This window comes from Alicyclobacillus mali NBRC 102425 (assembly GCF_001570745.1).
GTDB lineage: Bacteria > Bacillota > Bacilli > Alicyclobacillales > Alicyclobacillaceae > Alicyclobacillus > Alicyclobacillus mali.
This window is the reverse complement of record NZ_BCSG01000044.1, coordinates 1-19,966: the sequence shown is the minus strand read 5'-3', so window position 1 is coordinate 19,966 and position 19,966 is coordinate 1. Positions and strand designations below refer to the sequence as shown.

Genomic DNA, 19,966 nt, shown 5'->3' with positions numbered 1-19,966 from the left:
GGCTTGTTGATGGTATTTTCAAGCGACGAGAGGATGAAAGCCATGTGGGTCTCAGTTTACGCTTACCCGGCAACAGCTTTCGAATCGACCAGTCATCCCATAGCGAACGTGAATCCGGGAAGCGCGTGAGCATGAGGATCAGTCCTCCAGCATCAGACGGCGATTGTACTCGCCCAGTTTCTGTAGCGCCTCTCGCGCGGCGCGAAAACGCTCAACCCCAGTGCGTACGGCATCCACTTTGTCGGCGGGGACGTGGCAGGTACGCGTCCGGCCATTCTCCGACCACGTCAGCAGGTAGTACGGCCCGTGTTTTTGCCCGGAATGGCAGATGCAATTGGGTTTGCCACAAGTGCGGTAGGTTTCGACAAGTGAGCCAGCGATCGCTCCGTCGAGATGAGCGAGCAAGTGTTGCTGTTGACGATTTCGATGTAGGACGAGGATGCTTCTTTTAGACAAAGGGCTCACCGCCAATCCGATGTGCTATAAACATATAAGAATATCTTGAAATCGCCAAATAAACAATGACTTTTTCAGAGCTCTCGGTATAAGTACTCGGACGTCCAAGGCTGAAAACGCACGTAGGCGCACGGAGCAATAGTACTATGTAACTGGGCACGACAACCACTCCTCCATTGCACCCCGGCCCGTCGTCGACTATGCTGGTCCTTGCGAGAGCCCCCTTGGGGCGAAGGAGGACCGTGATGAGCGACGAGACGGTGATTCTGTATACGGACGGTGCGTGCTCGGGCAATCCCGGGCCCGGTGGATGGGCAGCCATTCTTCAGTGGAAGGGGCACGTGAAGGAGCTGTCCGGCGGAGAACCGGAGACAACCAACCAGCGCATGGAACTGAAGGCCGTGATCGAAGGGCTCAAAGCTCTGAAGCGGCCGTGCGACGTGATTGTCCATTCCGATTCGGCGTACGTGGTCAATTGCTTTAAGCAGGGTTGGTACGTGAATTGGCGCAGGAATGGGTGGATGAACAGCAAGGGGGAGCCGGTCCAAAACCGCGATCTCTGGGAGGAGTTGCTCGACGCCATCAACGGCCACCGCGTGCGATTCGAAAAGGTGAAGGGGCACGCGGGCGTGAAATGGAACGAGCGGTGCGATGAATTGGCCCGAGGTGCCATTCCGCGGTGACCCCCCGGGACAAAATCACGCTCGCCGAGATTCGCCCCTTGGCTGAGGAGGTCGGGCTCCCCGAGATTGCGGCGACGGACGCCGCTCCTTTTGACGATCTCGCCAGCCCTCTGGCGGCGTACGAGGAGCGCGGGCGCACGGGCTTTGAGTGGGCCAACGCATCGGAGCGCGTGGATCCGCGCTTTTGGCTGCCGGAGGCGAAGTCCATCGTGACGGCGGCGCTTCCGTATCTGACGGAAGAGGGCGCGCGACAGATGCGCAGTCACCCGCGATCGGGCCTGCGTGGCCAAGCGTCGTGCTACGTGTACGGCGAGGACTACCATCGCGTGTTGTCCGAACGATTAACTGCGCTGGCGAAGCGCCTGGAGAAGGTGATCGGCCGCGAGCTCCGCTACCGCGTGGCCGTGGACACGTCTCCCCTCGTCGACCGCCGCGTTGCGGAGCGGAGCGGGCTCGGATGGATCGGCAAAAACGGGATGCTGTTTAGCCGCCGGTACGGATCGTACGTGTTTCTCGGCTCCCTTCTCCTGGATGTCGAGATTGAGGATGCAAAGCATCTTCCGCCGGACGTCGGCAAGCACTGTGGCGATTGCGACCTGTGCATGCGCGCGTGTCCAACGCAGGCCTTCGTCTCTCCCGGCGAGTTGAACGCCACCGCGTGCCTCTCGTACGTGACGCAGATGAAGGGACTGATCCCCCGCCCGTACCGGAAGCCGCTCGGGCGGCGCGTGTGGGGATGCGACGTGTGCCAGCAGGTTTGTCCGCACAATCGCGATCGAGCCCCGGCGCATGATCCGCCCTTCTCCCCTGACGCCGATGTCGCCTATCCCGATCTCGTCCGATTGCTGGAGATGTCCAATCGCCAGTTTCTGCGCGCGTACGGGCGATCCGCCATGGCCTGGCGCGGCGTGCGAACGCTGCAGCGAAACGCACTTGTTGCACTTGGCAATCTGCGCCGTCCGGAGGCCGTGCCGATCGCGGCGCGATATTTGGCGTCGGATCGGGCGGAGTTGCGCGCGAGCGCCGCGTGGGCGCTGGGCGAGATGGGCGGCGAGGATGCGCTTCGCGCGCTTCAGGCCGCCCTCGCTTCGGAGCAGGATCCGGACGTGCGGAAGGAGATAGAGGATGCCATCGCGAATGCTTCCCGCAGAGCGCACGATGGGAGCGAGGAACGTGACGAAGCAGACTTGGGTCATTGAGACGGTGAGCACGCCGATGGGGGACATGTGGCTGGCCGCTGAAGCGGAAGGTGTCGTGGAGGCTGGCTGGGCGAGGCTCGAGCCGCCGCCTGTGCAGGAGGCGCGCGCGAGCGCAAGCCCTGACGCGCTGGCGGTCGCCGAGCGCGCAGTGGAAGAACTGACGCTTTACTTTGCCGGGCGGTTGCAGTCGTTCACGGTGCCGCTCGTCCCCCGAGGAACGCCGTTTCAAATGGCGGTGTGGGCGTCGCTCCGCGCCATTCCGTTCGGCGCGCGGGTGTCGTATCGAGATATTGCGAACGCCGTGGGCCGTCCGCGGGCGGTGCGCGCCGTGGGGCAGGCGAACCGGGCGAATCCGCTGCCCGTCTTCATCCCGTGCCACCGCGTGGTGGGTGCCGACGGGCGCCTGGTCGGATACGCGGGAAATGCCGTGGATCTCAAGTCGTGGTTGCTGCATCACGAGGCGCGCGTCCTCAGCGCCCTGGCCGTTCCGTGACCGTCATTCGCCGAGGCGCTCCACCTGCTGCCGCAGGCTCGCGAGGAACGCCTGCCGCTTCTCCGACTGCGTCGCGAACAGTTGCAGCGCCTCCAGTTGCGCCGGATCCGCCCCGAAGTGGTATCGCGCGTGGGCGATGCGCCAGGGTAAATAGGGAAAGCGCAGGAGGGCCTCGGCGGCGCGATACTCCGCTCTGGAAATGCTCCGGACTGCATCGAAGTGCACAAAACACGCGTAGGCCAAATGCCCATCCCACTGCCCCCTTTCCAGGCTTCGCCGCAGCAGATGAGCCATATCGAGGACTCGCGGCGCAGGGCGGGCGAGCTCGAAGTCAATGAGCACCACTTGGTGCTGCGGCGTATACAGGCAATTCGACGGTATGACGTCGAGGTGGCACCATCCCCCCGATGAGCGCTCCGCCTCCAGATGTGCGATCACGTCCCGGTCTTCCAGCAGCGCCAAGCTCTCAGCCGAATCCTGCTGAAGTTCGTCTCGCATCGAGAGCAGGAGCTGATCGAACGCGTCCTTGTCCTTCCTGCGATCCGCCTTCAAACACATCTGGCGCAAATCGCGCCATCTTGCTTGGAACAGGCCAAAGACGTCGTCTGCCGCGTCGTCGGGCTGCCAATTGGGCCGAAAGCCCCGCGTGGCCTCGTGAAATTGAGCCAGCGTGTAGGCGGTCTGGGCCACGTGTTCAGGCAGCCCGAAGTTGGCGGGTTGGCCGGGCACCCATTCGGTCACGTAGTACGAGAGGTTCCCGTGCCGCACGTACGCGGCGTTGGATGAGGTCGTCACGAACTGCGCGAATTTCGTGAATCCCTGATCGTGGGCATGGCGGAGACACTGAACCATCGCGCGGCAGTGATCCGCTGTGATAGAGGATCGCTTGGCGGCGTACCGACGCCCTCTGGCGTCGGTCCACACCTCGATGCTTCCTTCAGGGCGCCGGTGCTCAAGCGCAAGATCATATTTGGAGACGACGGCCTGCGGGATGAGCGGCGCCTGGCTGCGCATGCTGGGATCCGGCTGGCCTTCGGCGCGCTGCCTGGGACCACGCGTCTCCTCCGTCTCGCGCGGAGGCAGGTGGCTCATGGGCGCGGCCGGCGAATGATCCGTGGGTTCCGGATGATGCACCGAGTCGATCGACGGGGCGGCCGGTGTTGGCTGCGAGGACAGGAAAGCCGGGGGAGCGAGCAGTTCCGCGAGCAGGTGTTGGATCCAGTCGGGCATGTTGGACTTCTGGCTTTTCATATGCGGTCCCCTCCGCCAAAGCCTATGCCACGCGAGCGCGTTGCGGGCGGGCGATGGCCCAGCGCGGAACAAGGGAGCGGGAACGCGGATGTGGCCGCCCGCTTCGCCGACTCTGGGCCGGGAAAGCGGCGCGGCCGCACTCGCTTCGAGATGAAAGATTACACGGCGTCGCCGAACGTGCTCCACACTTCGAGCTTTGTCCGGACTCTGCGGATGACTTCGTCCGTGAACTCGGTGGTCGTTGCATGGCCGCCGAGATCGGCCGTGCGAATGCCGTCGACGATGGACTCGAGCGTGGCCTCGTAGATGGCGCGCGAAACCGTGTGGGCGTCCTTGTCCTGGACGTAGTTCAACAGGGCGGCGCCAGCCAGGATCATGGCCATTGGGTTGGCCATGTTCTTGCGGTACAGGTTGGGAGCCGTCCCGTGAGGCGCCTCCGCCATCACGACCTTCGGCTGGAACGACTCGTCGAGCGAAAGGAGCAGCGATTCCGATCCGGCAATGGTACCGAACATCTGGAGGACGAGATCGGACAAGCAGTCGCCGTCGCGGTTCAGCGCCGGGATGACCAGTGCTTCGCCCGCGCGCGCCAAGAGGAGCGCATAGGTCGCGTCGATCAGCTGCGGCTCGTAGCGCACATCGGGATATTCCTTGGACGCGGCGTCCATTTCTTCTTTCAGCATGCCTTCGTACACAGGACTCACCGTGTATTTGGGACCGCCAAACACCTTCGCATGCACGCGGCGCGCGTGCTGGAATGCGTATTTTGCCACGCCGCGGCAGACGGATCGCGAAATCTTCTCGGTCCGATACGCGACTTCTTCGCCGTCCTCCAGTTGTTCGCGCCACTCCTTGGCTCCGTAGGCGTCGTCCACCGCCATGCGGATGACCGAGATGGGCGAGTAGACGCCCACCGGCGGCGCAATCCCGGGGATGCGGCGCCCTGTGCGGACAATTACCGTGCCGTTGATCTCTTTGCGCAAAATGGCGTTCGGGCTACCCACGTCGCCCTTCTCTTCCGGCGTGATGGTCGCGGCCTTGAGCCCGAGTCCCGTCTCTCGCATGGCTTCAGCAGCTTCGTGCACGACGGCGTTCTGCGTGCGGCGGCGGTTCTCAAGGCTAAGGTCAAATTTGCGAATTTCGAGCTCGTAGCCCGTGACGTCAGGCGACAACACGCGCAGCGCTTCGTCGAGGAGCTCCTGCCCCGTCTGATCGCCCTCCATCACGATGATGGTCGGTTTCCCCATGTCCGTCACCTCAATCTCATGGCTTGATGAATCCACCGCGGCTATTCTGCCAGCCGCTCGGACAGTTCATCGGCGGCCCGCTTCAAGGGCGTGATCATTTCTCTCATCTTGTCTTCCGTCATGCGCTCGACAGGGCCTGACACCGCAACGGCATACAGGCACGATCCGTCCTGATTCAAGACGGGAGCCGCGATGGCAGCCGCGCCCGCATCTCGCTCTTGTCTCGAGAGCGCGTATCCCTCGCGGCGGATGGCCTCAATCTGTTGACGGAGGTCCATTTGCCGGACGCCTTTCGGCAGCCGGTCGGGGTGACAGGCCGCGTCGATCACGGCCGCACTCGAGAATGCCAGCAGCACCTTGCCAGACGCACCGATGGTCAGCGGATACCGCTCGCCTACGCTCACCACGTTTCGAATCGGCTGCAGGCTCTCAACGGCCAGGACCCGGATTCGTTCAAGTCCGTTGCGCACGTAGAGGCTGACCGTCTCACTCGTCTCGTCGCGCAAGCGGCGCAGAATGGGCTTGGCCGCATCGGACCATCGGTCGTGCAGAGCCGCGTTGGCACCTAGGCCGTACAGGCTCCATCCAAGCACATATCGGTCCGACTGAGGTTCACGGCGAACGAATCCCTTCTGCTGAAGGGCCAAAAGCAGGCGGTGAACCGTGCTCTTGTGAAGTCCTGTGGCCCGGGCGATCTCGCTCAAGCTCCAAGCCTGCGGCGAGTGCGTGAAGAGCAACAGGATGTCGAGGGCCCTTTCGACGGCCCGTACCGTGGTCTGCCCACTTGGCGTATGCGGCATGTGCAGGACGTCCCTTCCGTTTCAACGTGCAAAACGCGCCCCGCCGAGAAGTATACCACAGTCCGGGCGGCCACGGGCGAGTGGAACATCGTCACCGAACCTGGGCGTTCGTCATACCATGCGGTGAGTGAGGTGAGCGCACATGTCATCGTGCGTGGAGGCTCTGCGAAAGCACTTCGATACCAGAGCTCGCGCTTGGCTCCATAGTTCAGCGGACGGAAGGGCTCCGACAACTGGCTGGGCGGGCTTTGAGCGTTTGGTTCATCTGGCGAAACAGAAGAAGCTTACGTATGAGAAGCTGGGAAAGCGGATCGCGCGCGTCCACACGCAGGTGCGGATCGAGAAGTTGGAGGAGAGCCGGGATCGCTCGATGGCGGACGTCTGGGCCACCGAGCGCATCTGTTTCACATACTATGAGGGCGGCACACCTTACGTGGAATGCTGTCAGATTCGCCACGAGATGAGGTGGGTGCGCGCCGGTAACGAGTGGGAAATGATGCACGCGCGAGAGTCGGCCATGGGGCAGGAACTGCCTGCCGTGCGGGTTGCAGCCGCGGAACATGTGCTGCCCAGGTTCCCGCGCGATCCCGACTGGCACAGCGGCCTGTACGATCGCGTCCGCGCCGTTCGCTATGCGGACGCCTGGTGGGATGGTACCAATCCGCGATATCCTCGGTTTTCGGACGATTGCACGAATTTCGTCTCCCAATGCCTGTTCGCGGGCGGCTTGCCGATGTGGGGTGAGCCGGATCGAACGGCAGGTTGGTGGTTTCAGTTCGGACCGAAGCCCATCTGGAGCTACAGCTGGAGCACCGCGCATGCGCTGTACCTCGTGCTGACGAGCGCGTTCGGGGCACGGGTGGTGTCTGATCCGGCAGACCTCCGGATCGGCGACGTCATCTTCTACGACTGGAACGGAGAGGGGGCGTATCACCACAGCACCATCGTGACGGACTTCGATGCCATGGGCGAGCCGCTCGTCAACGCGCACACCATCGACAGCTATCACAGGCCGTGGCTGTACACCGACAGCCCCGCGTGGACGCCGCGGACGAGATACGCGTGGGTCCATCTGCCCGATCGCGTCCAGGTGTCAGGGCGTTAGCCCGATCGCCGTTGGCCCGCCGGGATGTCCGTGATAGACTGGGGGCGGACATTCCGCGAGGAGGATGGGGCATGCACATCGTGCTGTTCGAGCCTGAGATCCCAGCCAACACGGGAAACGTGGCCCGGACCTGCGCCGTGACCGGCTCTACGCTTCACCTCGTCGGCAAGTTGGGGTTTTCCACGGACGACCGTCAACTGAAGCGGGCAGGTCTCGACTACTGGCATCTGCTCGACATCCGGTACCATGACTCGCTCGAAGACCTTTGGTCGCTGTACCCAGACGGCGTGTTTCACTACGTGGAGACCGAGGGTGGGCGGTGGTACAACGAAGTCGCATACGGGCCGAACGACTTTTTGGTGTTCGGAAAGGAGACCCAGGGCTTGCCCCGGCATGTGGTGGAAGCTCATGCCGATCGCGTGATCCGCATTCCTATGATCGATCACGCGGCCGCGCGCAGCCTGAATCTGTCGAACGCCGTGGCCGTGGTGCTGTTTGAGGCGCTCAGGCAAACCGGATTTCCTGGCATGGTTTGACGAACGCCGTTCATTGCGCGGGAAATATGTCGAAAAGCCGCCCGAGCGGACGCTCGAGCGGCTTTTCGCACGTCTCATCCCTTGATGATGTGAATCGGCTCGCCGAGGCCGACTTCGGCGGCTTCCATGACCATCTCCCCAAGGGTGGGGTGGGCGTGAATGGTGAGCGCGATATCTTCGAGGGTTGCGCTCATCTCGATGGCGAGGCCGAGCTCCGCGATGATGTTCGACGCCTCGACGCCCACCACCTGCGCGCCGACGAGCACGCCGTTCTCCTTGTTGGCGACGAGCTTGATGAAGCCATCGGTCGCGTTCAAGGCCGTGGCCCGCCCGTTGGCCGCGTACGGGAAGCGGCCGACCGCAACCTGACCGTATTCTTTCTTTGCCTCTTCCTCGGTCAGGCCAACGGACGCCATCTCCGGATCCGAGAAGACGACGGACGGGATGCAGCGATAGTCGACGATGGACGGCTTGCCCGCGATGACCTCTGCGGCCACCTTGCCTTCGTACGACGCCTTGTGAGCGAGCGCCGGGCCCGGGACGATGTCGCCGATGGCGAAGACGTTCGGGTTTGTGGTGCGGCACTGCTGATCCACCTTGACAAGACCCTTGTCCGTCAGCTCAATGCCCGCGTCCTGCAGGCCAATCTCGTCCGTGTTCGGGCGGCGGCCCACCGTCACGAGGACGTAGTCCGCCTCAATGGTCTTCTCGTTTCCGTCCTTGTCCTTGTAGGTGAGTTTGACGCTGTCCTCGGTCTCCTCCACGCCCTGTGCGAGCGCTTTGGTCTCAATCTGCACGTTGTACTTCTTGAGGTTCTTCTCCACAAGGCGGACCATCTGTTTGTCGAATAGCGCCAGGATGCTGTCGAGGCCCTCGATGATGGTCACCTGGCTGCCGAACTTGGCGAACGTCTGGCCGAGCTCGATGCCGATATATCCGCCGCCCACCACGACCAGCCGCTGCGGGACGTGATCGAGCGAGAGCGCGCCGGTTGAGTCAATGACGCGCTTGCCAAGCGGCAAATTCTTCAGTTCGATGGGGCGCGAACCGGTCGCCAGGATGCAATGTTGGAACTGCAGCCGTTGGCTGCCGTTTTCCTGCATGACGCGCACTTCGTTCGGCTTGGTGAAGAACGCCTCGCCCTGAATGACGTTGACCTTATTGCCTTTGAGGAGCTGTTGAACGCCGCCCGTCATCTTGTCGACGACCGACTGCTTCCACTCCTGCACCTTCTTGAAATCAAAGGACGCCGTGGTCTCGATGCCCGGGAACGGCGACTCCTTGGCCGCCTCGTAGTGGTGGGCTGCCGAGATGAGCGCTTTGGAAGGAATGCAACCGCGGTTCAGGCATACGCCGCCCAGCTCGGCCTTGTCCACAATGGTGACCGATTTGCCGAGCTGCGCAGCCCGAATGGCCGCCACGTAACCGCCAGGGCCTGCGCCGATTACTAAAACTTCAACCTCTTCCACAATATCTCCCACTACCATCCGTCACACCTCCATGAGCAACAAGCGCGGATTTTCAAGCAAGCGCTTGATGTCATTGATGAACTGCTGACCGAGCGCGCCATCGATCACGCGGTGGTCGAAGCTCAGCGACAAGGACATCATCTGGCCTACGGCAAACTCGCCGTTCTTGATGATCGGCTTCTCCGTGATCCGGCCGACGCCCAGAATCGCAACTTCAGGGTAATTGATAATGGGGGTGAAGAACAAGCCGCCCGCCGATCCGATGTTCGTGATGGAGATGGTGCTGCCTTTCATCTCTTCGGGCTTGAGCTTTCCGGCGCGTCCACGCGCGGCGAGATCGCCTATCTCCTGCGCGATGGTCCAAATGTTTTTCCGATCCGCATGGCGCACCACGGGCACGAGCAAGCCCCGCTCCGTATCGGTCGCGATGCCGATATGGTAGTAGTGCTTGATGACGAGTTCCTGCTTCTCCTCGTCGTAGGAGGCGTTCAACTGCGGCTTCGTGCGAAGCGCCGCGATGAGCGCCTTCACGATGAACGGCAGATACGTGATCTTGATGCCGCGCTCCTGCGCAATGGGCTTGACCTCGTTGCGCAGCTTCACGAGTTCCGTGACGTCCACCTCGTCCATGAGCGTCACGTGCGGCGCCGTATATTTCGATTTCACCATGGCGCGGGCGATTGCCTGGCGGATCATCGGCATGGGCACGCGCTCCTCGTACTCGTCCCCGGATGCCGCCGGCGCCTGCTGCGCTTGCGCAGGACGCGCTTCCTTCTCGGACGCCTGCTGAGGCGCTTGTTCACCAGACTTGGCGCGATCGATATCCTCCTTGGTCACCTTGCCGTGGTTGCCGGTGCCTTTGACGGTGCGGATATCCACGCCTTGTTCACGGGCGTATTTGCGCACGGCGGGCGTCGCGAGCACCTCGTGTGCGGCGGATTCCTGCGTATCCGCCTGGGTCGCATCCGATGCGGTTTTGGCTTCGGGAGCCTCATCCGCCTTCGCGTTTTCGTGCGCGTCCGCCTCGGCCTTCTGCGCGCTCTTGTCGGTCGGCTTTTCTTCTGCCTGCGCTTCGGCGGGAGCGTCGCCTTCCACCTCAAACGTCAACAGCACGTCCCCGACCACACAGGTCGTGCCTTCTGACACCTTGATTTCCTTCACCTTACCGCTCACCGGCGATGGGAGTTCGACGAGCGACTTGTCGTTTTCCACTTCTGCAATCGGATCGTCCTCGTGCACCGTATCGCCAGGTTGTACGAGCCACTTGCTGATCCGGCCCTCGTGCAGACCTTCGCCGAGCTCGGGCAGGCGAAACTCTACGACTGCCATGGTGTCACCTCCAGGATTATAGGCTCATGACTTGATTGAGCGTCTTGAGGACGTATTCGGGCGTTGGCAACCATTCATCCTCAATCATACCAAACGGATACACGGTGTCGGGCGGTGTCGCGCGAAGCACGGGTGCCTCGAGGTAGTAAATCGCATTTTCATTGATCTGCGCGACGATCTCGGCCGCAGCGCCCGCCGAACGCTGAGCTTCCTGCACGACGATGGCGCGATTCGTCTTCTTGATGGACGCCACGATGGTGTCGATGTCGATGGGGTTGACCGTGCGCAGGTCGATGACCTCCGCTTCAAGCCCCTTCTCCTTCGACCACTGTTCTGCCGCCTTGAGCGCCACGTGCACCATGGCTCCGTAGGCGATGACGGTGGCATGCTTGCCCTCGCGCACGACGTTTGCCACGCCGAGCGGAATTGTGTAGTCGTCCTCGGGAACTTCCTGGCGGAACGAGCGATACAGCTTCATGTGCTCCAGGAAGACAACCGGGTCCGGGTCCCGAATGGCTGACAGCAGCAGTCCCTTGGCATCGTAGGGCGTGCTGGGAATGACCACTTTGATGCCTGGCGTCTGAACAAACAGGCCTTCCAGGGAGTCCGCGTGCATTTCCGGCGTGTGCACGCCGCCGCCGAATGGAGAGCGGATGGTCACAGGTGCGGTGTAGCGGCCGCCGGTCCGGTATCTCGTGCGCGCCAGTTGCCCTGCGATCTGGTCGAACGCCTCGAAGACAAAGCCGAAAAACTGAATTTCCGGGACGGGGCGAAATCCTTGAATCGCAAGGCCGTTGGCCAGCCCGATGATGCCACTTTCCGCGAGCGGCGTGTCGAACACGCGGTTGGGGCCGTATTTCTGCTGCAGGCCTTCGGTCGCGCGGAAGACGCCGCCGTTTTTACCGACGTCCTCGCCGAAGACAAGCACGCGCTCGTCGCGCGCCAGTTCGAGATCGAGGGCGTGCGTGATCGCCTGAATCATCGTCATCTGCGCCATATCAGTTCGCCTCCTCGCCGGCAAATTCCGCACGTTGGCGCTTGAGCGTGGGAGTGAGTTCCTCGAACATCGAGTCGATGAGGCCCGGGATGTTCATCTTCTCCGCCGCGTCGGCTTCCTTCAGTGCGTTGTTGACCGTCTCCTTGGCCTCTTCGATGTATGCCTCTTCCTCTTGCTGCGACCAAAGGCCCTTGTCCTCGAGATACTTGCGGAAGCGGATGAGGGGGTCCTTCTTCTCCCACTCTTCCTGCACGTCCTTGGTGCGATAACGGGTCGGATCGTCGCCCGACATCGTGTGCGGGCCGTAGCGGAACGTCACGGCCTCAATCATCGTTGGACCTTCGCCGTTGCGTGCGCGCTCAAGGGCTTCGTGCACCACCTGGTACACGGCCAACACGTCCATGCCATCCACCTGCACGCCCGGGATGCCCGCGGCAATGGCCTTCTGAGCCAGTGTCTGCGCGCGAGTCTGAAGCTCGCGAGGCACAGAAATGGCATACTGGTTGTTCTGCACGAAAAACACCACGGGGAGGTTCATGGCGCCCGCGAAGTTCATGCCTTCGTAAAAGTCGCCCTGGCTCGTGCCGCCGTCGCCCGTGTACGTTACGGCGACGCGCTTTTCGCCGCGCAGCTTGAACGCGAGACCGACGCCCGCCGCCTGGACGATTTGCGCACCGATGATGATCTGCGGCACCATGCAGTGGACACCTTCAGGGACTTGGCCGCCAAGCTGATGTCCGCGGGAGTAAAGGAAGAGCTGATGCAGCGGATACCCGTGAAAGTACAGCTGCGGAATGTCGCGATAGCCTGGGAGCAGGAAGTCGTCCTTGTTCGTGGCGAACTCGCTGCCAATCATGGACGCTTCCTGTCCGGACACCGGCGCGTAAAAGCCCAGGCGTCCTTGCCGGGACAGGCGAACTGCGCGTTGATCCCAGATGCGGGTGAAGACCATGCGCTTCATCAGCTCGCGCAGGTCGTCGTCCGACAAATTCGGCACCAGGTCAGGGTTCACAACGTTCCCGTTCTCGTCCACAATCTGGACGTACGGGATCTCAAAACGAGCAACCACCTGGCTCAACATGGTCACCTCATCTTCGCATTAGTAATACAGGTCGGTTCACATTATAATACACCTGTGCGGAGACTGCGAAAGCAATGGCGACATTCGAGTGAAGTTCTGTTATAGAATAACCTCTCGTCCGTCATAGAACAGTAGGATGTAGCGCTTTCATTCAAAGGCTATCTGCCGATCTCGTCTCCATTGCTCTGGAGGTGTTTTCACTTGCAAGCGTCCACCAGGAAAGTTGAGACGCACACGCTGCACAGCCGCGTGCTCGGTGAAGAGCGGGTGCTGAAGGTGTTTGTTCCGCCGGGGGCCGCCGGCGAAGCGCTGCCTGTCGTGTACTGTCACGATGGCATCGAGTTCTTCACGCACGGTCGCGTGGCCACGCAGGCGCACGAGGCCATTCTCGCCGGCAAACTCGCGCCGTGTTACATCGTCGGGATCGCCGTCAACCTGGACCGTCGGCGCGACGACTACGCGTTTGACGGTGCGCGCCACCGCGAGTATTTGCAGTTCGTCGCGGACGAATGCATCCCGTTTCTCGATGAGCGATATGCCATGGACGACGGCCGCCGCTACATGGCCGGAATCTCCCTCGGCGCGGTGGCGACGCTCAGCTTCGTACTCGAGTATCCGCAGTGGTTCCATCGGGTCATGTTGTTCTCCGGCGCCTTCTTCCCGCCGTATCAGCGGCGGGTGGCGGAGGCCATCGATTTGTCGCGCCTGTACGCGCATATGTTCATAGGCGAAGACGAGCGGCAGGCCCAAACGCCGAGCGGCGTCTTTGACTTTTGGAGCTATAACGAGGCGATGCGAGATATCCTGATGGATCGAGGTGCCGACGTGTCGTATCACACGGGGCCAGGCAATCACATCTGGGGCGTGTGGCAGCGCCATCTGGTGGCCGCGCTTTCGGAAATTGTCCTCGTCTGACCATGGAACGACTTCATTGCGCCCTTGGCCTCCCGTTCATTCTGCGGTACGGTGGAGATGAGATGAAACGGGGTAGGGGGCGTAGAGCATGGACGTGATCGTCGAGACGAGATACGGCAGAGTGCTGGGGCGAGAAGAAGATGGCGTTCGCGCGTTTTTGGGCGTTCCGTACGCGAAGGCGCCGCAGGGCGAACGCAGATTCTTGCCGCCGGAGCCCGTCGAGCCGTGGGCCGATGTGTTGGATGCGCGCGCACATGGGCCGATCTGTCCACAGGTGGCTAATCCGCTGAATCCAGTGGACGGGTTTGTGCAATCCGAAGACTGCCTGCGATTGAACATCTACGCGCCGGCCGAGGGGACGGGCCATCCTGTGATGGTCTGGATTCACGGCGGCGCGTTCGTGTTTGGATCAGGCCAGTCTCCCTGGTATGACGGGCACGCGTTCGCAAAGGACGGCGTGGTGCTTGTGAGCATCAACTACCGCCTCGGCCCGCTCGGCTTCCTTCACCTCGGGCACCTCGGCGGCGAGGCGTATGCCAGTTCCGGCAACGCGGGCATTTTGGATCAGATTGCCGCACTCACCTTCGTGCGCGACACCATTGAGGCGTTCGGCGGCGATCCGAACCGGGTGACGGTGGCGGGCGAATCGGCGGGTGCTTGGAGCGTCGGCACGCTTTTGGTCACGGAATCGGCGCGGGGGTTGTTCCAGCAGGCCATTCTGCAGAGTGGCATTCCGTTTGCATACCGAACGCCCGAGTTCGCGGAGTGGTGGACCACTCAGTTGCTCGATGCGCTCGGCATCCATCAGGCGTCGTGGCGGCGCCTCCTGGACGTTCCGCCCGCCGATCTCGTCGCCGCCGCAGCACGCATTCCGGCGCGAGACGGGCTGAACCTGCGCCCGGTCTTGGACGGCGTGACGCTCACGCGCTCGTTCTGGGATGCGCTGCGAGAAGGGCAGGCCGCGCACGTCCCCACGCTCGCCGGATCGAACCGGGAGGAGTTGATGCTTTGGATGGCCCGCGATCCCGAGTGGCGCACGCTTTCCGACGAGGAACGCATCGCGCGCGTGGACCGGATGTGGGGGCCCCTCGGCGATCGCGCCCGCGACTACTACGTGGATGGGCGCCAAGGGGAGGAACTCGCAGCGTGGCTCGTCCGATTCGCCTCCATGCGGAGTTTCACCTATCCGACCATCCGCGCGGCCGAGATTCAGAGCGAATACGCGCCCGTCTATCTGTACCGATTTGATTACGGGCCGAGTCAGCTCGGTGCGGCGCATGCGCTCGAAATACCCTTTGTCTTCGGCACGTACGCGCATCCGTCGGCGCGGGTTCTCGTCGGCGATCGGCCGTCGCACGCCGTCGTCTCCGAGGCCATGCACGCGGCTTGGGTGGCCTTCGTCCATCATGGCAGCCCGCAGGCGCCGCACCTCCCCGAGTGGCCGACTTACGACCCGAAGCGCCGCTCGACCATGATTTTCGACGAAACCTCTCGCGTGGAGGACGATCCCGACAGCGCCGAGCGCGAGATCTGGGCGGAGATGACGAATCTCTCGCCGTGATGAGTCGCTTGAACGCTCCAATTGAAGCAGTCGCAACAACAGCCGGTGGCGATGCCATCGGCTGTTTTACGTCATTCGTGGGCGGGTGTGGATTTCGCGTGGCCCTGCGCCCAAACTGGACGGCACGGGTATGTGGAAAAGCCGCTCGTTCATAGGATGAGAAAAAGCCTCCTGTCACTCACCGCTTCAGACGCGAAGGCGTGCATCCGTATCGCAAGGAGGATGGGATCATGAGTTTCCTGGAACGCCTGAGCTCGTATCGCGCGGAGGAGGAAGCACTTCGTTGGCGGGGCACATTCACAGACTATCTGGAACTCGTGCGTCAGAATCCCAACATCGCGAGAACGGCTCACGCTCGCATTTACGATATGATCGTCGCCGCAGGGGTGGAGACGGACGCGGACGGCAAGCCGCACTACAAGTTTTTTGAAAAGGAGATCTACGGGCTCTCGGATACCATTGAGCGGCTGGTGGAAGAGTATTTTCACGCGGCCGCGCGCCGGCTGGACGTTCGCAAGCGGATCCTGCTCCTCATGGGCCCCGTGTCGGGCGGCAAATCGACCATCGTGACGCTTCTCAAGCGGGGATTGGAGCAGTACTCCCGCACGCCCGAGGGCGCCGTGTACGCGATTGCCGGATGCCCGATGCACGAAGAGCCGTTGCACCTCATCCCGAACGAGCTTCGCCCCGACTTCGAGGCGGAGTTCGGCGTCAAAATCGAAGGCAACCTGTGCCCGAGTTGCCGCTTGCGGGTGGATGAGGAGTTCGGCGGCCGGATCGAAGACGTGCCCGTCGAGCGCATCGCCCTGTCGGAGGAGCGCCGCGTCGGCATTGGCACCTTCAGCCCTTCGGATCCCAAGTCGCAGGACATCGCCGACCTCACCGGCAGCGTCGACTTTTCCACCATCACCGAGTACGGTTCGGAGTCCGATCCGCGCGCCTACCGATTTGACGGAGAGCTCAACAAGGCCAACCGCGGCCTGATGGAGTTTCAGGAGATGCTGAAGTGCGACGAGAAGTTTCTCTGGCATCTCCTGAGCCTGACGCAGGAGGGCAACTTCAAGGCCGGCAGGTTTGCGCTCATCTCCGCCGACGAGATGATCATCGCGCACACCAACGAGGCCGAATATCGCTCGTTCATCGCCAACAAGAAGAACGAGGCGCTGCAGTCGCGCATGATCGTCATGCCCATCCCGTACAACCTGCGCGTCGACGACGAAGTCAAAATATACGAAAAACTGGTACAGCAGAGCGATCTCAAACACGTCCACATCGCGCCGCACGCCCTGCGCACTGCGGCCATCTTCTCCATTCTCACGCGATTGAAGGAGTCGAAGAAGCAGGGCGTCGACCTGATGAAAAAGCTGTACCTGTACAACGGGCAGGCCGTCGAGGGGCTCAAAGACGCCGACGTCAAGGAGCTCAAGGCGGAATTCTCCGACGAGGGAATGAGCGGATTGGATCCGCGCTACATCATCAACCGGATCTCGACCGCGCTCATCCGCCGCGACACCCAGTGCATCAACGCGCTCGATGTGCTGCGCGCCATCAAGGACGGGCTGGATCAGCACCCGTCGATCACGCCCGAAGACCGCGAGCGGCTGCTGAATTTCGTGGCGATGGCGCGGCGCGAATACGACGAGATGGCCAAGACCGAGGTGCAGAAGGCGTTCGTCTATTCGTTCGAGGAGTCGGCCAAGACGCTGCTCGAAAATTACCTGGACAACGTGGAGGCGTACTGCAACTGGCAAAAGATCAAGGACCCGCTCACCGGCGAGGAGATGGACCCCGACGAGAAGCTCATGCGTTCCATCGAAGAGCAGATCGGCATCTCCGAGAACGCCAAGCGCGCGTTCCGCGAGGAAATCCTCATCCGGATTTCCACGTATGCGCGCCGCGGCAAGAAGTTTGACTATCATTCCCACGAGCGCCTGCGGGAGGCCATCGAGAAGAAGCTTTTCGCCGATCTCAAGGACGTCGTCAAGATCACGACTTCCACCAAGACGCCTGACGAACAGCAGCTCAAGAAGATCAACGAGGTGACGCGCCGACTGATCGAGGAACACGGATATTGCCCCGTGTGTGCCAACGAGCTCCTGCGCTACACTGGAAGTCTGCTCAACCGCTGACAGGAGGGAGAGGCCGTGGTCGACTTCACACTTCAACGCGAAGACTGGTCACTCCACCGCAAAGGGCACATCGATCAAGAGCGCCATCGCGAAAAGGTGCGCGAGGCCATTCGCGAACATCTCGCCGATCTCGTCAGCGATGAAAGCCTGATCATGTCGGATGGGAAGCAGATCATCAAGATCCCCATCCGTTCGCTCGAGGAGTACCGCATTCGGTACAATTTTCAGAAAGGCAAGCACGTGGGCACGGGATCCGGTGAGACGGCCGTGGGCGATCTCGTCGCCCGCGGCAAACCGGACGCCGACGGACAGCCCGGGCCTGGTCAGGGTGAGGGCGCCGGATCGGAGCCGGGCGTCGACTACGCCGAGGCGGAGGTGACGCTGGAAGACATTCAGCAGGAGTTGTTTCGAGAACTGGAACTTCCCGATCTCGCCGAAAAGGACGAGGCGGACATGGTCGTGGACACCGGGGAATTTCGCGACGTCCGCAAGAAGGGTATCACGGCCAACATCGATAAGAAGCGGACCTTGCTCCAGGCCCTTCGCCACGCGAAGAAGGACGATCGCGTCGTCATTACGCCGGACGATTTGCGCTACAAGACGTGGGAGACCATCGTGAAACCGGACTCCAACGCGGTCATCCTTGCGATGATGGACCTGTCAGGATCGATGGGCCTATTCGAGAAGTACTGCGCGCGGACCTTTTTCTTCTGGATGACGCGGTTTCTGCGCACCAAGTACGCCAACGTCCAGATTCGGTACATCGCTCACCACACGGAGGCGCATGAGGTCGACGAGGAGTACTTTTTCACAAAGGGCGAGAGCGGAGGTACCATCTGTTCCTCGGCGTACCGATACGCGCTCGACATGGTGAGCCGCGAGTATCCGCCCGAGCGCTACAACATTTATCCCATCCATTTTTCCGACGGCGACAACCTGACCTCCGACAACGACAAGTGTGTGCAACTTGTCAAGGAGCTGTCGAACGTCTCGCGTATGTTCGGTTACGCAGAGGTCAACCAGTATTCGCGCTCCTCGACGCTGATGGGCGCCTACGGAAAGCTGCAAATCCCTCGCTTTCGCACCTATGTGATCCGCGATAAGTCGGAGATTTACGGTGCCCTTCGCCACTTCTTCTCGCAACAGCAAGGGGTGAAGAGCGCATGACCCATTGGGAACTGGAAGAGCTCGAGCGCTCGATTGAACAAATGATGGATCTGGCCACGGCGTTCGGGCTCGACTTCTATCCTATGCGATTCGAGGTCTGTCCCGCAGACGTTCTGTACACGTTCGGAGCGTACGGCATGCCGACGAGGTTTCATCACTGGTCATTCGGGAAGACGTTCCACAAAATGAAGCTGGAATACGATCTCGGCCTGAGCCGCATCTATGAACTCGTCATCAACTCGAACCCATGCTACGCGTTTTTGCTGGACGGCAACACGCTTCTGCAAAACAAGACCGTGTGCGCCCACGTGCTTGGGCACTGCGACTTCTTCAAAAACAACGCGGCGTTCCGATACACGTCCCGCGACATGGTGGAACGCATGGCTTCGAGCGCCGAGCGAATCTATCATTATGAACTTGAACACGGCAGGCGCCGCGTCGAGGAGTTGCTGGACGCGGGACTTGCCATTGCGGAACACGTCGATCCTTCGGAGGAAGGTCGCAACGCCCGGCGAGCCGCCAAGGAGCGCATGTATCGGAAACGATTGGGCCAGCGCGCCGAGTCGCTGCGCAGGGTGCGTGAACCTGGGCCGTACGACGATCTCTTTGCGCTGGATGGCCCTCTGCCGGAGCCGGTCGAGGAGGCGATTCCCCTTCGCATCCTCAACAAGGACGTGATGCTGTTCATCATCGAGAACAGTTCTGCACTGGAGGAATGGGAACGGGACATTCTCTCGATGTTGCGCGAGGAGATGCTCTATTTCTGGCCTCAGCTGGAGACCAAGATCATGAACGAGGGCTGGGCGACCTATTGGCACCTGCGCATCATGCGGGAACTGGATCTGGCGGACGACGAGGCCGTCGAGTTCGCGAAGATGCACTCGGGCGTCGTTTTGCCTTCCCGAACGAGCATCAATCCTTACCACGTCGGACTCGCCATCTGGGAAGACATCGAGCGCCGTTGGAATGAACCGTCCAAAGAGGAGCAGGAGCGTTACGGGAGGAACCCCGGCGAAGGGCGAGAGAAGATGTTCGAGGTGCGCGAGGTGGAGACGGACGTCTCGTTCTTGCGCAACTATTTGACCAAGGATCTCATTGAAAAACTTGACCTGTACGTGTATCAAAAGGTGGGAAACGACTGGCGCGTGGTGGAGAAAGATTGGGAAAAGGTGCGAGACGCGCTCGTCGCTTCGCGGATCAACGGCGGAATCCCCGTGCTGTACGTGGAGGATGGGGATTATCGCCGCAACGGCGAATTGCTCATTCGTCACGCGTTCGAAGGGATGGAACTCGATCTCCGTCATCTGGAAAAGACGCTGCCCTACTTCTACCGCCTATGGGGACGGCCCGTTCACCTGCAGACCGTGGTCGAGGGGCGTGACGTCATGTTCAGCTATGACGGGAAGAAAGTACAGCGATCGTTCTTGAAAGACTGAGCACAATGCCTGAGCGTGCGCTCGACAAGAAGCTTTGACCCAAAGGCAGCCCTGCCACATAGGCGGGGCTGTTTGCGTGCCAAACATTTTTTGTTTCTGTACTGAGCCTTTT

Annotated in this window: 18 protein-coding genes; 10 read left to right on the top strand and 8 right to left on the bottom strand. The window is 61.5% G+C overall.

The features are described from left to right. Window positions 1-138: 138 nt before the first annotated feature. Window positions 139-465: a DUF6788 family protein gene (locus tag AMA01_RS14300; RefSeq protein ID WP_376738341.1), complete on the bottom strand. Its 327-nt coding sequence runs from the start codon at window positions 463-465 to the stop codon at window positions 139-141. Window positions 466-701: 236 nt separating this feature from the next. On the opposite strand from AMA01_RS14300, the gene rnhA reads away from it, so the two are divergent. The 3 genes from rnhA to AMA01_RS12270 are packed head-to-tail and all read left to right on the top strand — an operon-like array spanning window position 702 to window position 2,831. Next, window positions 702-1,139 (top strand): ribonuclease HI, encoded by a 438-nt coding sequence (gene rnhA / locus AMA01_RS12280; protein WP_067851385.1) that lies wholly within the window; start codon window positions 702-704, stop codon window positions 1,137-1,139. Then, window positions 1,136-2,338: a tRNA epoxyqueuosine(34) reductase QueG gene (gene queG / locus AMA01_RS12275; protein WP_067851383.1), complete on the top strand. Its 1,203-nt coding sequence runs from the start codon at window positions 1,136-1,138 to the stop codon at window positions 2,336-2,338. The genes rnhA and queG overlap by 4 nt, the downstream gene beginning before the upstream one ends. Further along, complete coding sequence (locus AMA01_RS12270) at window positions 2,313-2,831, top strand: methylated-DNA--[protein]-cysteine S-methyltransferase (protein WP_231862949.1); 519 nt, start codon at window positions 2,313-2,315, stop codon at window positions 2,829-2,831. The genes queG and AMA01_RS12270 overlap by 26 nt, the downstream gene beginning before the upstream one ends. Window positions 2,832-2,834: 3 nt before the next feature. Here the strand turns inward: AMA01_RS12270 and AMA01_RS12265 are convergent, their stop codons facing one another. From AMA01_RS12265 to AMA01_RS12255, 3 genes are all read right to left on the bottom strand, one after another. Then, the gene (locus AMA01_RS12265) at window positions 2,835-4,082 is read right to left on the bottom strand and encodes a phosphotransferase (RefSeq protein WP_067851381.1); all 1,248 of its coding nucleotides are present in this window, start codon (window positions 4,080-4,082) and stop codon (window positions 2,835-2,837) included. Window positions 4,083-4,240: 158 nt separating this feature from the next. Then, window positions 4,241-5,329 (bottom strand): isocitrate/isopropylmalate family dehydrogenase, encoded by a 1,089-nt coding sequence (locus AMA01_RS12260; protein ID WP_067851379.1) that lies wholly within the window; start codon window positions 5,327-5,329, stop codon window positions 4,241-4,243. 41 nt (window positions 5,330-5,370) lie between these two features. Continuing rightward, window positions 5,371-6,129, bottom strand: a complete 759-nt coding sequence (locus AMA01_RS12255) for an IclR family transcriptional regulator (protein WP_067851377.1) — start codon at window positions 6,127-6,129, stop codon at window positions 5,371-5,373. Between the two features lie 256 nt (window positions 6,130-6,385). Here AMA01_RS12255 and AMA01_RS12250 point away from each other — a divergent pair, with 256 nt between their 5' ends. Beyond that, window positions 6,386-7,234, top strand: coding sequence for an amidase domain-containing protein (locus AMA01_RS12250; protein WP_231862948.1), 849 nt, complete (start codon window positions 6,386-6,388; stop codon window positions 7,232-7,234). A gap of 71 nt (window positions 7,235-7,305) precedes the next feature. After that, window positions 7,306-7,770 (top strand): tRNA (cytidine(34)-2'-O)-methyltransferase, encoded by a 465-nt coding sequence (locus AMA01_RS12245; protein WP_067851375.1) that lies wholly within the window; start codon window positions 7,306-7,308, stop codon window positions 7,768-7,770. Between the two features lie 74 nt (window positions 7,771-7,844). Here AMA01_RS12245 and lpdA read toward each other — a convergent pair whose 3' ends face one another. The 4 genes from lpdA to pdhA are packed head-to-tail and all read right to left on the bottom strand — an operon-like array spanning window position 7,845 to window position 12,646. Next, on the bottom strand, window positions 7,845-9,257 hold the full coding sequence (gene lpdA / locus AMA01_RS12240) for a dihydrolipoyl dehydrogenase (protein WP_067851372.1): 1,413 nt from the start codon (window positions 9,255-9,257) through the stop codon (window positions 7,845-7,847). A gap of 3 nt (window positions 9,258-9,260) precedes the next feature. Beyond that, window positions 9,261-10,568 carry a dihydrolipoamide acetyltransferase family protein gene (locus tag AMA01_RS12235; protein ID WP_067851371.1) on the bottom strand — a complete coding sequence of 436 codons (1,308 nt, stop codon included), beginning with the start codon at window positions 10,566-10,568 and terminating at the stop codon, window positions 9,261-9,263. 16 nt (window positions 10,569-10,584) lie between these two features. Next, on the bottom strand, window positions 10,585-11,565 hold the full coding sequence (locus AMA01_RS12230) for an alpha-ketoacid dehydrogenase subunit beta (RefSeq protein WP_067851369.1): 981 nt from the start codon (window positions 11,563-11,565) through the stop codon (window positions 10,585-10,587). A 1-nt stretch (window position 11,566) separates the two neighbouring features. Continuing rightward, complete coding sequence (pdhA, locus tag AMA01_RS12225; RefSeq protein ID WP_067851367.1) at window positions 11,567-12,646, bottom strand: pyruvate dehydrogenase (acetyl-transferring) E1 component subunit alpha; 1,080 nt, start codon at window positions 12,644-12,646, stop codon at window positions 11,567-11,569. 201 nt (window positions 12,647-12,847) lie between these two features. Between pdhA and AMA01_RS12220 the strand changes: the two genes are divergently transcribed. The 5 genes from AMA01_RS12220 (at window position 12,848) to AMA01_RS12200 (ending at window position 19,854) form a co-directional block, all read left to right on the top strand. Continuing rightward, a complete protein-coding gene (locus AMA01_RS12220; protein ID WP_067851365.1) occupies window positions 12,848-13,561 on the top strand; it encodes an alpha/beta hydrolase in 714 nt (237 codons plus the stop codon). A gap of 88 nt (window positions 13,562-13,649) precedes the next feature. Further along, window positions 13,650-15,122: a carboxylesterase/lipase family protein gene (locus AMA01_RS12215; RefSeq protein ID WP_067851363.1), complete on the top strand. Its 1,473-nt coding sequence runs from the start codon at window positions 13,650-13,652 to the stop codon at window positions 15,120-15,122. A 230-nt stretch (window positions 15,123-15,352) separates the two neighbouring features. Continuing rightward, window positions 15,353-17,251, top strand: coding sequence for a PrkA family serine protein kinase (locus AMA01_RS12210; protein WP_067851362.1), 1,899 nt, complete (start codon window positions 15,353-15,355; stop codon window positions 17,249-17,251). 15 nt (window positions 17,252-17,266) lie between these two features. Continuing rightward, complete coding sequence (gene yhbH, locus AMA01_RS12205) at window positions 17,267-18,418, top strand: sporulation protein YhbH (protein ID WP_067851360.1); 1,152 nt, start codon at window positions 17,267-17,269, stop codon at window positions 18,416-18,418. Beyond that, window positions 18,415-19,854 carry a SpoVR family protein gene (locus AMA01_RS12200; RefSeq protein ID WP_067851357.1) on the top strand — a complete coding sequence of 480 codons (1,440 nt, stop codon included), beginning with the start codon at window positions 18,415-18,417 and terminating at the stop codon, window positions 19,852-19,854. The genes yhbH and AMA01_RS12200 overlap by 4 nt, the downstream gene beginning before the upstream one ends. Window positions 19,855-19,966 lie beyond the last annotated feature (112 nt).